This window comes from Pseudomonas sp. P20, assembly GCF_016463925.1.
Lineage (GTDB): Bacteria > Pseudomonadota > Gammaproteobacteria > Pseudomonadales > Pseudomonadaceae > Pseudomonas > Pseudomonas aeruginosa.
In genome coordinates this window covers 463,401-475,601 of sequence record NZ_JAEMVM010000007.1, presented here as the reverse complement: position 1 = coordinate 475,601, position 12,201 = coordinate 463,401, and the positions used below count along the sequence as shown (strand labels likewise).

Annotated in this window: 15 protein-coding genes; 7 read left to right on the top strand and 8 right to left on the bottom strand. The window is 66.8% G+C overall.

Annotated elements, in window-relative coordinates:
* Window positions 1-7: 7 nt before the first annotated feature.
* Window positions 8-274, bottom strand: coding sequence for a DksA/TraR family C4-type zinc finger protein (locus tag JHD77_RS09570; RefSeq protein WP_003099395.1), 267 nt, complete (start codon window positions 272-274; stop codon window positions 8-10).
* A gap of 125 nt (window positions 275-399) precedes the next feature.
* Here JHD77_RS09570 and JHD77_RS09565 point away from each other — a divergent pair, with 125 nt between their 5' ends.
* Window positions 400-1,014 carry a hypothetical protein gene (locus tag JHD77_RS09565; RefSeq protein ID WP_003121124.1) on the top strand — a complete coding sequence of 205 codons (615 nt, stop codon included), beginning with the start codon at window positions 400-402 and terminating at the stop codon, window positions 1,012-1,014.
* A 91-nt stretch (window positions 1,015-1,105) separates the two neighbouring features.
* On the opposite strand, the gene JHD77_RS09560 is transcribed toward JHD77_RS09565, so the two are convergent.
* Window positions 1,106-1,969, bottom strand: coding sequence for an isocitrate lyase/PEP mutase family protein (locus tag JHD77_RS09560; RefSeq protein ID WP_019681409.1), 864 nt, complete (start codon window positions 1,967-1,969; stop codon window positions 1,106-1,108).
* A gap of 207 nt (window positions 1,970-2,176) precedes the next feature.
* Here JHD77_RS09560 and JHD77_RS09555 point away from each other — a divergent pair, with 207 nt between their 5' ends.
* Entirely contained in the window at window positions 2,177-3,442 is a 1,266-nt protein-coding gene (locus tag JHD77_RS09555) for an Hsp70 family protein (RefSeq protein ID WP_003099398.1), read from the top strand.
* A gap of 174 nt (window positions 3,443-3,616) precedes the next feature.
* Here JHD77_RS09555 and JHD77_RS09550 read toward each other — a convergent pair whose 3' ends face one another.
* The gene (locus JHD77_RS09550) at window positions 3,617-4,033 is read right to left on the bottom strand and encodes a PsiF family protein (protein WP_003099505.1); all 417 of its coding nucleotides are present in this window, start codon (window positions 4,031-4,033) and stop codon (window positions 3,617-3,619) included.
* Window positions 4,034-4,187: 154 nt separating this feature from the next.
* On the opposite strand from JHD77_RS09550, the gene JHD77_RS09545 reads away from it, so the two are divergent.
* Together JHD77_RS09545 and osmE are read left to right on the top strand one after the other, a co-directional pair.
* Complete coding sequence (locus JHD77_RS09545) at window positions 4,188-4,727, top strand: MOSC domain-containing protein (RefSeq protein ID WP_003095483.1); 540 nt, start codon at window positions 4,188-4,190, stop codon at window positions 4,725-4,727.
* An 88-nt stretch (window positions 4,728-4,815) separates the two neighbouring features.
* A complete protein-coding gene (gene osmE, locus JHD77_RS09540; protein ID WP_003095488.1) occupies window positions 4,816-5,160 on the top strand; it encodes an osmotically-inducible lipoprotein OsmE in 345 nt (114 codons plus the stop codon).
* Between the two features lie 43 nt (window positions 5,161-5,203).
* Here the strand turns inward: osmE and JHD77_RS09535 are convergent, their stop codons facing one another.
* Window positions 5,204-5,611, bottom strand: coding sequence for a Rho termination factor N-terminal domain-containing protein (locus JHD77_RS09535; RefSeq protein ID WP_023110456.1), 408 nt, complete (start codon window positions 5,609-5,611; stop codon window positions 5,204-5,206).
* A gap of 146 nt (window positions 5,612-5,757) precedes the next feature.
* Between JHD77_RS09535 and brlR the strand changes: the two genes are divergently transcribed.
* On the top strand, window positions 5,758-6,570 hold the full coding sequence (gene brlR / locus JHD77_RS09530) for a c-di-GMP-binding multidrug transporter transcriptional regulator BrlR (RefSeq protein ID WP_003095496.1): 813 nt from the start codon (window positions 5,758-5,760) through the stop codon (window positions 6,568-6,570).
* A 1-nt stretch (window position 6,571) separates the two neighbouring features.
* Here brlR and JHD77_RS09525 read toward each other — a convergent pair whose 3' ends face one another.
* Window positions 6,572-8,641: an AsmA family protein gene (locus JHD77_RS09525; RefSeq protein WP_012614601.1), complete on the bottom strand. Its 2,070-nt coding sequence runs from the start codon at window positions 8,639-8,641 to the stop codon at window positions 6,572-6,574.
* A 295-nt stretch (window positions 8,642-8,936) separates the two neighbouring features.
* Here JHD77_RS09525 and JHD77_RS09520 point away from each other — a divergent pair, with 295 nt between their 5' ends.
* Entirely contained in the window at window positions 8,937-9,470 is a 534-nt protein-coding gene (locus JHD77_RS09520) for a ferritin-like domain-containing protein (RefSeq protein WP_003095503.1), read from the top strand.
* A 275-nt stretch (window positions 9,471-9,745) separates the two neighbouring features.
* Window positions 9,746-10,018 (top strand): hypothetical protein, encoded by a 273-nt coding sequence (locus tag JHD77_RS09515; RefSeq protein ID WP_009877165.1) that lies wholly within the window; start codon window positions 9,746-9,748, stop codon window positions 10,016-10,018.
* A 113-nt stretch (window positions 10,019-10,131) separates the two neighbouring features.
* On the opposite strand, the gene JHD77_RS09510 is transcribed toward JHD77_RS09515, so the two are convergent.
* Genes JHD77_RS09510 through JHD77_RS09500 form a run of 3 tightly spaced genes read right to left on the bottom strand, consistent with a single transcriptional unit; the run spans window position 10,132 to window position 12,187 of the window.
* A complete protein-coding gene (locus tag JHD77_RS09510; protein ID WP_003099511.1) occupies window positions 10,132-10,899 on the bottom strand; it encodes a molybdopterin-binding protein in 768 nt (255 codons plus the stop codon).
* Window positions 10,896-11,510, bottom strand: a complete 615-nt coding sequence (locus JHD77_RS09505; protein ID WP_003095511.1) for a cytochrome b/b6 domain-containing protein — start codon at window positions 11,508-11,510, stop codon at window positions 10,896-10,898. The genes JHD77_RS09510 and JHD77_RS09505 overlap by 4 nt, the downstream gene beginning before the upstream one ends.
* 53 nt (window positions 11,511-11,563) lie before the next feature.
* Window positions 11,564-12,187 carry a hypothetical protein gene (locus tag JHD77_RS09500; protein WP_003161883.1) on the bottom strand — a complete coding sequence of 208 codons (624 nt, stop codon included), beginning with the start codon at window positions 12,185-12,187 and terminating at the stop codon, window positions 11,564-11,566.
* Window positions 12,188-12,201 lie beyond the last annotated feature (14 nt).

Genomic DNA, 12,201 nt, shown 5'->3' with positions numbered 1-12,201 from the left:
CAGGCCTTCAGCGCAACTGGCTGTCCTTGCTGCCGCGGCGGTTGTAGCCGCTGAACTTCGCCTGTTCCCTGTCGTGCTCGGCCTGGCAGTTGACGCACAGGCGCACGCCGGGAATCGCTCGGCGCCGCGCCTCGGGGATAGTCGCGTCGCACTCTTCGCAATGGGTCAGGCTCTCGCCACGAGGCAACTGGCTGCGCGCACGAGCGATGGCATCCTCGATCGTGCTGTCGATCTGTTCCTGCACCGCACCGTCGTTCGCCCACCCGCTGGCCATGACTGACTCCTCTGGCTGAAACCCTGGAACCTCCAGATATGGGCGTTCGCCCGCGGCTTTGCAAGGGCGGCGCGACCATCGGCCTGGCGTGGCACAATCGCCAGCCAAGCCTGGAGGTACACCGCATGATGGGACCGTTCCGCCGCCTCGCCCACCTGATCGACCAGGGCCGCCAGCTCGACGCCGCGCTCGCCGGCGATCCGTTCGCCCTGCCGGCGCCGGAGGACCGCTATAGCGTCCGGCAACTGCACGGCCTGTATCCGCGCCGTCATCCCGGTCTCTACGCACCGCTGCTCGGCAGCCTGGCGCTGCTGCTCGGTGCCGCGCCGCTGGGTCTTGCCGCGCTGCGCCTGGCATTGCCGGAGGCTCCTTTGCGGCCGCTGGGCTGGCTCTCCGCCCTGCCGCTGCTGGCGGCCTGGCTGTGGCTGATCGCCCTGCTCTCCCGTGGCGCCAGCCTCGGCCCGCGCCTGGCCCGCGACGCCAGCCTGCTGCTGGTCGCCACCGGGCTCCTGCTGCGCCTGGCCAGCGGCGAGACGTCGGGCCTGGTGGCCCTCGGCGGCGGCGCCTGTGCCTGGCTGCTGTTCAACAGCCGGGCGATGCAACGCTACATGGAACTGGTCTACGCCCAGCGCCTGTACCGCGCCCAGTCGGCCAACCGCCCCGGTTCGGCGCAGCGGCGCCTGGCCAACCAGGCCGCCTACCGCGAACGCAAGCGACGCGAGCGCTCCGGGCGATCCTGAACCAGACTGTCGCCCTGCGACCTTCTGCGCATTGGCGGGCGCCGCCGACCTGCAGGCGCGGCAGCGCAACATGGGCCTGGCCTGAGGTCGCCTACTCTTTGACTTCCATGTAGTCGCGGGCCCAGGCCTGGTATTCCTCGGGGAAGGTGTACTTCTTCGACAGCTCCGAGGCGGTCAGGTCCGAGGCCACCGCACCGCGCTCCTCGCGCAGGCAGTCGTAGGTCGCCTTGATCGCGGCGAAATAGGCGGCGTGGCCGTTGACCACGACACGCACGCCGAGCCGCGCCAGGCGGGCGTCGTCGCGCAGTTGCGGATTACCGTAGGTGACCAGCATCAGCGGGATGTGCAGGTGCTCGGCGATCGCCTCGAGGTGGGCGAAGTCGCGCACGCCGACCAGGCAGATACCATCGGCGCCGGCTTCCTGGTAGGCCAGGGTGCGCTGGATCACCGCATCGACGTCGATCAGTTCGGCGTTGGTCCGGGCAATGATGGTCAACGCCGGGTCGACCCTCGCCTCCAGGGCCGCGCGGATCTTGCCGACGCCTTCCTCGACGCAGATCAGGTCGGTGGACTTGCGCCCGAACTGCGCCGGCAGCAGGGTGTCCTCGATGGTCAGCGCGGCGATTCCGGCGCGCTCCAGTTCGACCACCGTACGCATCACGTTCAGCGCGTTGCCGTAGCCGTGGTCGGCGTCGGCGATCACCGGCAGGCGCGCCACCCGGCCGATGCGGGCGGCCTGCTCGACGAATTCGCTGAGGGTGATCAGGGCGAAGTCCGGCGCCGCCAGGACCTGCAGGGAAGCCACCGAACCGCCGAGGATGCCGCACTCGAAGCCGAGGTCGGCGGCGATACGCGCCGACATGGGATCGAACACGGAAGCGGTGTGGTAGCAACGGGAGGAGTCCAACAGCGCGCGAAACATCGCACGCAACTCATGGTGTGAGGCTCTATGCATGGCGAAATCCAGGACAACACGGCAAGACGGAGTGGGAAAGCAGCGCCAACATAGCACCATGCGCAGGCCCCTTGGCAAATCCGTATACAAAGGTCGGGGCGGCCCGCACGGACGTCCCAGGACGCTTCCTGCCGATCGCCGGCGGTGAAATCTACGACGCTCTCGCATACACTGCGCGGCCGTTTTTTTCCCGGACCGTTTCGCGCCATGAACCCGAGCACCGCCGCCCGCGCCCTGGGCATCGATTTTGGCACCTCCAACTCCACCGTCGGCTGGTGGCGGCCGGAGGTCGAACCGCTGATCGAGCTGGAGGACGGCAAGATCACCCTGCCCTCGGTGGTGTTCTTCAACGTCGAGGAGCGCCGCCCGGTCTACGGCCGCCAGGCGCTCGGCGAGTACCTGGAGGGCTACGAGGGCCGGCTGATGCGCTCGCTGAAGAGCCTGCTGGGCTCCAAGCTGCTGAAGAGCGAGACCACCGTGCTCGGCAGCGCCCTGCCGTTCAAGGACCTGCTCGGCCTGTTCATCGGCCAGCTCAAGGCGCGCGGCGAGGCCGCCGCCGGGCAAGCCTTCGACGCGGTGGTGCTGGGTCGCCCGGTGTTCTTCGTCGACGACGACCCGGAGGCCGACCGCGAGGCCCAGGACACCCTGGTGCAGGTGGCCAACAAGCTCGGCTTCAAGGAGGTTTCCTTCCAGTACGAACCGATCGCCGCGGCCTTCGACTACGAGCGCTGCATCCAGCGCGAGGAACTGGTCCTGATCGTCGACATCGGCGGCGGCACCTCGGACTTCTCCCTGGTGCGCCTGGCGCCGGAGCGGCGCAACCTGGCCGAGCGCCAGGACGACATCCTGGCCACCGGCGGCGTGCACATCGGCGGTACCGACTTCGACAAGCAGCTCAGCCTGGAAGGCGTGATGCCGCTGTTCGGCTACGGCAGCCGGATGAAGAGCGACGCCTTCATGCCCACCAGCTACCACCTGAACCTGGCCACCTGGCACACCATCAACGCGGTGTACGCGCAGAAGTCGCAATTGGCGCTGAAGAACATGCGCTACGACATCGTCGACAGCACCGGCATCGACCGCCTCTTCAGGCTCATCGAGGAACGCGCCGGGCACTGGCTGGCGATGCAGGTGGAAGACAGCAAGATCCGCCTGACCGAAACCGAGCGCCTGCACCTCTCGCTGGAGCGCATCGAGGCCGGGCTCGGCGTGGAGCTGACCCGTGGGCTGTTCGAGAACGCCGTCGACGGACTGCTGGAGCGCGTGCGCAACAGCGTCGCGCAACTGCTGGCCTCGGCCGGGGTCGACCCGGACCGGGTCGACACGGTGTTCTTCACCGGCGGTTCGAGCGGCATTCCGGCGCTGCGCCGGAGCGTCTCGGCGATGCTGCCCAACGCCCGTCATGTCGAGGGCAACCTGTTCGGCAGCATCGGCAGCGGCCTGGCCATCGAGGCGAAGAAGCGCTACGGCTGAGCCGCCCTGGCCGCGCCCCTGCCCTATAGGGGGATAAGGTCACACCGGGCCCGCCATGGCGGATAACCGCGAGCGGTTATTCGCCCTACGCCAAGACCACGCCACACCCGTCCGCAGGGCGGATAACGCCACAGGCGCTATCCGCCGCCACACCGAGCCCGACTAGGGCGGGACTCACTTCTTCAGGCAGGTGCTCATGAACGCCTTGCGTTCGTCGCCCTTGAGCGCCTTGGCGCTGGCGTCGGCGTTGCAGGTCTTCATCTTCTCCTGCTGGGTCGCCGCCTTGGCGCTGCCGCCGGCCTTCAGGCAACTGCTCATGAACGCCTTGCGTTCGTCGCCCTTGAGCGACTTGGCACTGGCGTCGGCGTTGCAGCTCTTCATCTTCTCCTGCTGGGCGGTGGCCTTGCCGCCGGCAGGCGCGCCGGCCTTCAGGCAGCCGCTCATGAACGCCTTGCGTTCGTCGCCCTTGAGCGCCTTGGTGGTGGCCTCGGCGTTGCAGGCGGTCATCTTCTCCTGCTGCGCGGTGGCAGCGAAACCATGAGCCGAGACGGCCATGGCCAATACGAACATCGGGATACGCAGGATATTCATCGAACTCTCCTTGAAGGGCTGCACGTTCGCATGCAGGTGCGCTGAAGTCTAGCGACTGCGGCGGGCTTTGCAGGGGCTGGGAACGCGTCCTGTGCGCTTGCGACAAGCGTCATGTTTCGCGGCTAGACTGACGCCTCGCACGAGGAGGAGTTCCATGCAACAGGTCATCGCGGTGAGCCTCTGCGCCACCCACGCGTTCAGCAAGCAGGTGCGTCCCGCCATCCGCCTCCTGAAAGGCCTCGGCGTCGAGGGCGACGCCCACCACGGCGTCACCGTGAAGCACCGCTCGCGGGTGCGGCAGGACCCGACCCAGCCGAACCTGCGCCAGGTCCACCTGATCCACGAGGAACTGCACGACGAGCTACGCGCCAGCGGCTTCGCCATCGGCCCGGGGACCATGGGCGAGAACATCACCACCCGTGGCGTCGACCTGCTCGGCCTGCCCACCGGCACCCGCCTGCGCCTGGGGGAAAGCGCCCTGGTCGAGCTGACCGGCCTGCGCAATCCCTGCTCGCAGCTGGACAACTACCAGCCCGGACTGACCGCCGCCGTGCTCGGCCGCGACGAACAGGGCAACCTGATTCGCAAGGCCGGGGTGATGGCGATCGTCCTGGAAGACGGCGAGGTTCGCCCCGGCGACGCCATCGATATCCAGCTGCCCCCCTTGCCGCACCGGGCCCTGGAGAAGGTCTGAGGCAATCCGCCGCGATTCCGGGCGAACTCTGCGCGAGGGCCTGCGTTCCAATGTTGGCAAGCACCGCTCAACCACAAGGAGTCACAGCATGTACAAGCAGTCACTGGCGGCACTGTTCGTGATGGCAACCCTGGCCGGCTGCGCGTCGACCAAGGTGCAGAACCCGGTCAACTACATCACCTTCCGCAACGAACCGCTGGTCAAGGATGTCGAGAAAGGCATGAGCCAGCAGGAAGTCCTGCGCATCGGCGGCACGCCTTCCGGCACCCAGAAGCGCCTGATGAAACCGGGGAGCTGCAACAGCTACATCCTCAACAAGGACGGCCAGCAGCAGCCGTTCTACGTCAGTTTCGACGGCAGCGGCAAGGTCGACGGCTCGGGCTTCCTGAGCTGCTCCGAGCTGGACCGCCACGAGCGCGACGCCCGCCCCTGACGGCTCGACGCCCCGCTTCCTTACGGAGGCGGGGCGTCTGCGTTCAGGCCCGGGACAGGGCCTCGATCAGTTCGGCCTTGCGCATCGTCGAACGACCGCGGATGTCGCGCTTGCGCGCCAGCTGCATCAATTCCTCGCGGGTCATCTCGCTCACCGAGGTGCTGCCTTGACGTTTGCCACGGCTCGCCGAGCCGCGGTTGGCCGGTCTCCCTGAGCGGGCCTGGGCGGCGCGATGGACCGAGTCCTTGCGGTCGGCGCGCTTGGCCGTCTCGCTCTTGGCGCGGCCGGAACCGCCCTTGCGCTCGCCGCCGCCGGACTGCTTGTTCACCGTCGCCCAGGCGCGCGCCTCGGCTTCCGATTCGCTCACACCCTTGGCCTTGTAGCTCTCCTCGATGTGCTCGGCCTTGCGCTGCTGCTTGTCGCTGTACTTGCTCTTGTCGCCACGGGGCATGGGGATATCTCCCTTTGCGATGGGTTCACTGTTGGGACCGGGAGGCGACGACGGACGTTCAGAGAAAGTGCGCACCGGCACAAACCCCTTGACCTTGCCCCAGGGGCAATCCGTAGTCTGCCGGTATCCCGCAGCAGGAACCGGAAATGCTCACCATCGGCCAACTGGCGCGAATCTTCGAGATCTCCACCAAGACGCTTCGCCACTACGATGCCATCGGCCTGTTCGTCCCCGCGCGCACCGGTAGCGACAACGGCTACCGCTACTACCAGCCGGAACAGATCGAGCAGCTCTCGCGCATACTCGCGCTGCGCCGGCTGGACGTTCCGCTGGAAGCCATCGACCGCCTGAAACGCGATGGCGCGCTGGACGACCCGCAACGCCTGCGGCATTTCCTGCAACGACACCAGCACACCCTGCGCGAAGAGATCAGCGCCCGCCAGCGCCTGCTGGCGGAACTCGACCGAACCCTGGCGACGCTCGCCCACTGGAGGATCCGCAACATGCATGCACGAATCGTCGAACGTCCCGCCTTCAGCGTGGTGGGCATGGAATACTTCGGCAGCGCCCCCGGCGACACCATCGGCCAGCTCTGGGAACGCTTCATCCCGCGCGAGCACGAGATCGCCGGCAAGCACGATCCCGAGGTCTCCTATGGCATCTGCGCGCAGCAGCCCAACGGCGAATTCCACTACGTCGCCGGCTTCGAGGTGCAGGAGGGCTGGCCGGTGCCGGAGGGCATGGTGCGCTTCCAGGTGCCGGCGCAGAAGTACGCGGTGTTCACCCACAAGGGCACGGCGCCGCAGATCGCCGAGAGCTTCCAGGCGATCTACAGCCACCTGCTCGCCGAACGCGGCCTGGAGCCCAAGGCGGGGGTCGACTTCGAATACTACGACCAGCGTTTCCGCGGACCGCTGGATCCGAACTCGCAAGTCGACCTGTATATCCCCATCTACTGAATCAGCGCTTGCCGGCCGGCACCTTGGCTGGCAAGCGCATGCGCTGCAGCAGCGCGGTGCACTGGTTGTCGTCGCTTTTGCTCGGCGCCACCAGCGCCAGCAGGCTGGCCGCCGGGCCCACCGTCACGCCGAGGGCTATCATTCCCGCGCCGCGCGCCACCAGCGGCCCGGCATGGACCCCGGCGTCGGGCTTGGCGAAGGTGCCGCGCACGTACAGCGGCGAGCGCAGCGAGAAGATCCGCAAGCCCTTGCTGTGCGGGGTGACATCGAGATCGAGCTTCTCGTTGGCGAAGTTCACCGTGCCGTCGACGTTGACCAGCGCGTTCTCGGTGTCGAAGACGAACAGCCGGCTGGTCATCAGGCCCTTCTGCAGGCCGAAGTCGGCGGCCGCGCAGTTGATCTTCACCTCGTCGTCGCCGAACAGCTTGGTCACCAGGTAGTTTCCGACATTGAGGCCGGCGATTTCGGTCAGGCCCTTGCTGATCGCGCCGTCGTTGATCAGCATCTTCAATTCGCCATCGGCGCCGCCGAGGATCTTCGCCACCGAATTGCCACTGCCGCTGAGACTGGCGTCGCCGTTCAGCTCGCCGAAGCTGGTCTGCATCGGCGCGAAGCCGGGGAACAACTGCTTCAGCTTGAAGCCCCGCGCGCTCATCTTCACTCGGCTCTGCATCGGCTGCTTGCCGCCGTCCAGGCGGATGTCCGACTCCAGCTTGCCGCCGGCCACGCCGAAGCGCAGGGGCTCCAGGCGCAGCAGGCCGTCGTTGAGCACCAGATGGGTATAGAGGTCGCTGATCGGCAACTGGTCGCTGTGCACGATACGCTTGCCGGTGAATTCCACGTCGGCGTCCATGTCGCGCCAGCGCTCGGTACGGAATTCCTCCACCGGCAGCACCTTGTCGCCCGGCTGGCGGCTGGTCTGCCCGCGCTTCTGTTTTTCGGCATTGCTGTCGGCGCCGATCAGCGGGCCGAGGTCGGCGAAGCGCAGTTGCTCGGAGGTCAGCTTGCCGGACAGCTTCGGCCTAGGCTGGCGAGCGACGAAGGTCAGGCTGCCGTGCAGGTCGCTGGCGCCGACCTTGCCGTTGAAGTTCTCGTAGCGGAACAGTGCGCCGCCCTCCTCCTTGAGCCGCGCCAGCAGGTGTCCGTCGGTGGAGTAGGCCGGAGTGTCCGGCAGGGTGATGCCGGTCAGCGGATAGAGATTGGCCATGCTGGTCCCGGACAGCTTCAGGCGCAGGTCGAGGGCGCCGAGGTTGAGCGGGTCGGTCAGGGTGCCGACCACCGCGGCACGGGTGCTGCCGGCACTGACCTCGGCCTGTAGCGGGAAGGGCTTGCTCGCATCCTGCAACGCCAGCATCCCGCCGACCTTGCCCGAGCCGGCCAGAGCCTGGCCCTTGTAGGTGCCCTTGACCTTCCAGCCGAACACATAGTCCTGGGCGTTCGCCGCATCGCCCGTGGCCAGCGCCTTGCCGGCCAACTGACCGAACGGCACCGGCTTGCCGAGCGGGTCGACCAGCACTTCCAGACGGGTCTTCAAACGCTGGTCGTCGAGGCTGACGCTACCCTTGTCGAAACCGATCTCGCGGATGTCCAGTTGCCAGGCGGACGGCTCGTCGCTGTCGCTGGCAGGCAGGTCGAAATCCCAATTGGCGCGGCCGTCGGCCAGGCGCAGGAGCTCGGCGCGCGGCTGGGTCAGCTTGATCTGTGGAATGCGGATGGTCTGCCAGAGCAACGGCAACGGCGCGAGGCGGAATTCGATGCGTTCCAGGCTGGCGAACTCGCTCGCCTTGGTCTTGCCCGCCGCCCACTCCGGGTTGCCGAGGGTGATGTCCTCGGCGCTGAAGCGCGGCCAGGGGATCCAGGCGCGCCAGCCTTCCTCGCCCTCCTCGCGGCGCCAGGCCACGGCGAGGTTGCCGTTGATGGCGAACGGGCGGTTCAGCGCCGCCGAGACCTTTTCGTTGAGGGTGGGCTTGATCAGGTTCCAGTCGAAGGTGGCGATGAACACCACCAACGCCGCCAGCAGCAGGACCAGGCTGGCGAGGCTCCAGGTCAGGATCTTTCGGCCGCGCGTCATGCACAACTCCTTTTCGCCGCGTCGGTTGTCGGGCAGGCGCGGCAGCGCGCCTCGCTCAGCCCGTCAGTGTGCAGGCTGGCCCATGGACTCGCCAGCGCGAATACGCCGGCCCGTTCCGTTAGGACCGGCGAAACGCCGGCGTTGCTCCCCGTCCCACGCATTTCAGGCAAAAGGCCAGTTCGGCGGCGGGTCGATAAAACTTTTTCGACCGCGTGGGACTCACACCTTAGGTAAGCAGAAAAAGCCGGCCGCAGAGCCGGCCCTTTTCACCGGATCAGCCTCAAGGAGAAAACCGATGACCACCGTTCAACTGACGGACGTCCAGACCCTTCGCGACCGTGCCCGCAAGAACATCCAGGAAGGCGCGGTCACCGAAGGCTATTCGGCCGATCGCCAGACCGTCCTGCGCCTGCTCAACGAAGCGCTCGCCACCGAGTTGGTCTGCTTCCTGCGCTACAAGCGCCACTACTTCATGGCCACCGGCCTTAAGGCGAGCATCGCCGCCGCCGAGTTCCTCGAGCACGCCAACCAGGAAATGCAGCATGCCGACCAGTTGGCCGAGCGCATCATGCAACTGGGCGGCGAGCCGGACTTCAATCCGCGCGGCCTGGAGGAGCGCTCCCATGCCGAATACGTCGAAGGCAAGACCCTGAAGGACATGGTCACCGAGAACCTGATCGCCGAGCGCATCGCCATCGACAGCTATCGCGAGATCATCACCTACCTCGGTAACGACGACCCCACCACCCGACGCATTTTCGAGGAAATCCTGGCCCAGGAAGAAGAACACGCGGACGACATGGCCGACATCCTCGACGACCTCGCCTGACTCCAGAGCAAGACCCGTCCGAGAGCCGGCGCCCGCAGCGCCGGCTTTTCTTTTCGCCTTATTTATCCAATTTATCGATTAAATAGAGAAAAGCTAACTATCCTTTACGAAATCTTCGACATCACAAAAATAATCAACTAACTTACTGATAAATAATAAGAAAACGCATAATCACCCATATCGATAGACACTATCATCGCACTTCGTTTTTAAATCGACTTATTCGAACTAAAAATGACTCCAACGCAATCGACAACCCACTCGGAGTCACCGTCATGAAAGCTTCCCTGATCCTCGGCCTCGCCCTCGCCACCCTGACCGCCAACGCCGCCTTCGCCGCCGACGGCTCCAGCCGCACCATCGACCGGCTGCACCAGGACATGTCCAGCGTCGAACTGCGCATCGCCGACAACGGCAGCGAGCAGACCATCGACCGCCTGCACAAGGACATGACCAAGGCCGAAGCCCGCCTGGCCGACAACGGCAGCGAACAGACCGTGGACCGCCTGCATCGCAGCATGAGCCGTTTCGACCTGCGCACCGCCTGACCGCTCGCTACGCCGCAAGGCGCGAGAAAAGCCCGGCTCGATGCCGGGCTTTCCTATTTTCCCATCCCTGTCGCGCTGGGCGCATGGCCCGAGGCAAGCCGCACTCTCCCGCCTCAGACTCCGCTGAACCAGTTGTAGCCCTGGTCCTCCCAGTAACCTCCGGGATTGCTGTTGCTGACGAAGATCTCCACCACGTGCTTGGCGTTCTTGAAGCCGAGCTTGGTGGGAATCCGCAGGCGCAGCGGATAGCCGTTCTCCTCCGGCAGCGCCTGCCCGGACATCTCCAGCGCCAGCAGGGTCTGCGGATGCAGCGCGCTGGGCATGTCGAGGCTGGAGTAGTAGCGGTCGGCGCACTTGAAGCCAACGTACTTCGCCGAGGTGTCGGCGCCGACCAGCTCCAGGAAGGTGCGCAGCGGCACTCCGCTCCACTGGCCGATCGCGCTCCAGCCCTCGATGCAGATCAGTTGCGTGACCTGGCTGGCCTGCGGCAGCCGGCGCAGTTGCTCCAGGCTCCAGGGGCGCTTGTCGCGGACCCGCCCGGAAACCTGCAGGCGGTATTCCGGCAGGTCGATCTCCGGCACGTTGTAGGCCGGGTAGAACGCGTTGAAGGGGAACGGCGAGGCCACCTGCGACGGATCGAAGGTCGGCGCCAGCCGCGTACGGCTGAACAGCCAGGCCTGGACCCGGTCGTTCCAGCGCGACATGGCCCAGAGTACCTTGTCGACCGAATCGCCATCCTGTAGCCGGCACCCCGAGAGCATCGCCAGGGCGCCCAGGGACAGGCCGCCGCGCAACAGCAGGCGGCGTTGCAAATCGACCATCTGCCGCTCGCTGGACGGGTCGACCGCGATCTTCGCGCGCTTCTTCTCCGGCCCCTTCATCCTTCGCTCCTCCGTCCGCGCCGCCACTCGCGTCCGATGATCATCGGCAGCAGGGTGCGCGGCACCAACAGCACCAGCAGCAGGTGCACGACGACGAACCCGACGACCCCGGCCATGGCCAGGAAATGCACCCAGCGCGCCCCCTGGAAGCCACCGAACAGCGCGGTCAGCCCGTGCAGTTGCACCGGTTTCCAGATCGCCAGCCCGGACAGCACCAGCAGCGCACCGAGCGCCAGGACCAGCCAGTACAGCAGGCGCTGCACCGCGTTGTAGCGGCCCGGCTCATGGACCAGGCGCAGGCCGAGGGCGAGGCGCAGGTCGCGCCAGACGCCGGCCGCGCTCAAAGGCAGGAAGTCGCGACGAAAATGCCCGCTGGACAGTCCGTAGGCGAGGTAGCACAGGCCGTTGCCGAGCAGCAGCCACATGGCGGCGAGATGCCAGGCGATGGAACCGCCGAGCCAGCCGCCGAGGGTCGCCCAGGCGGGAAAACGGAAATCCAGCAGCGGCGAAGCGTTGTAGATGCCCCAGCCGCTGCCGATCAGGCAGGCCATGGCATAGGCATTGAGCCAGTGGCAGAGTCTCACCGGCCAGGCGTGCAACGCACGGTTCATGGCTTTTCTCCCAGGAAACCCGGCCGGGACGGACGCGCCGTCCCGGCGAAACCTCACATCGGCGGGGTCACGCCGTCCTTGCCGACCGAGATGGCCAGGGCGGTGAGGCTGCCGTCGGTGCCCTTCTGCGGGAACAGCACGACCTTGGCGCCAGGCTTGAGCAGGCTGCGCTCGCCCGGCTCCAGGCTGACGATGGGCACGTCGTCCGGCACCACCACGGTCTTCTCGCCATCGCCGTATTTCACGGTCATGCGCCGGCCCTGGCTGACCACCAGGTTGCCGACCGTACCGTTGGTCATGGTCGAGGCGCTGCCATCGGCGTTCTCCCAGGGCCGGTGGCCTTCGCCGCTGCCGCGCAGGCTGGGGGCGAAGACATGCACCTCGAGGGCCTTCAGGGTGCCGTCGGGCTGCGGCACGGCGGCGGTGCCGATGAAGCTGTCGGGCTGGATGTCCTCCGGCTTCGCCAGCGACACGGCGCGGATCGCGGTCTTGTCGGTGAGCCTGACCGTCAGTTGCTGGCCGTTGCGGGCCTTCAGTTGCAGGTGGTCGTCGGCGGCCTGCTGGATGGTGCCGCGCAGCGGCTGCAGCATGCCCGCAGGCGGTTGCGCGGCGAAGCTGGCGGCACTGGCCAGGAGCAGGCCGAAGAACAGCGCGGGGGAAGCCTTGAGTCGAAGCATCGGTCGATCCTCGG

Excerpts from the sequence above, each read along its gene's own strand:
- JHD77_RS09570 (WP_003099395.1), bottom strand. The coding sequence starts at position 274 with ATGGCCAGCGGGTGGGCGAACGACGGTGCGGTGCAGGAACAGATCGAC.
- JHD77_RS09565 (WP_003121124.1), top strand. The coding sequence starts at position 400 with ATGATGGGACCGTTCCGCCGCCTCGCCCACCTGATCGACCAGGGCCGC.
- JHD77_RS09560 (WP_019681409.1), bottom strand. The coding sequence starts at position 1,969 with ATGCATAGAGCCTCACACCATGAGTTGCGTGCGATGTTTCGCGCGCTG.
- JHD77_RS09555 (WP_003099398.1), top strand. The coding sequence starts at position 2,177 with ATGAACCCGAGCACCGCCGCCCGCGCCCTGGGCATCGATTTTGGCACC.
- JHD77_RS09550 (WP_003099505.1), bottom strand. The coding sequence starts at position 4,033 with ATGAATATCCTGCGTATCCCGATGTTCGTATTGGCCATGGCCGTCTCG.
- JHD77_RS09545 (WP_003095483.1), top strand. The coding sequence starts at position 4,188 with ATGCAACAGGTCATCGCGGTGAGCCTCTGCGCCACCCACGCGTTCAGC.
- osmE (WP_003095488.1), top strand. The coding sequence starts at position 4,816 with ATGTACAAGCAGTCACTGGCGGCACTGTTCGTGATGGCAACCCTGGCC.
- JHD77_RS09535 (WP_023110456.1), bottom strand. The coding sequence starts at position 5,611 with ATGCCCCGTGGCGACAAGAGCAAGTACAGCGACAAGCAGCAGCGCAAG.
- brlR (WP_003095496.1), top strand. The coding sequence starts at position 5,758 with ATGCTCACCATCGGCCAACTGGCGCGAATCTTCGAGATCTCCACCAAG.
- JHD77_RS09525 (WP_012614601.1), bottom strand. The coding sequence starts at position 8,641 with ATGACGCGCGGCCGAAAGATCCTGACCTGGAGCCTCGCCAGCCTGGTC.
- JHD77_RS09520 (WP_003095503.1), top strand. The coding sequence starts at position 8,937 with ATGACCACCGTTCAACTGACGGACGTCCAGACCCTTCGCGACCGTGCC.
- JHD77_RS09515 (WP_009877165.1), top strand. The coding sequence starts at position 9,746 with ATGAAAGCTTCCCTGATCCTCGGCCTCGCCCTCGCCACCCTGACCGCC.
- JHD77_RS09510 (WP_003099511.1), bottom strand. The coding sequence starts at position 10,899 with ATGAAGGGGCCGGAGAAGAAGCGCGCGAAGATCGCGGTCGACCCGTCC.
- JHD77_RS09505 (WP_003095511.1), bottom strand. The coding sequence starts at position 11,510 with ATGAACCGTGCGTTGCACGCCTGGCCGGTGAGACTCTGCCACTGGCTC.
- JHD77_RS09500 (WP_003161883.1), bottom strand. The coding sequence starts at position 12,187 with ATGCTTCGACTCAAGGCTTCCCCCGCGCTGTTCTTCGGCCTGCTCCTG.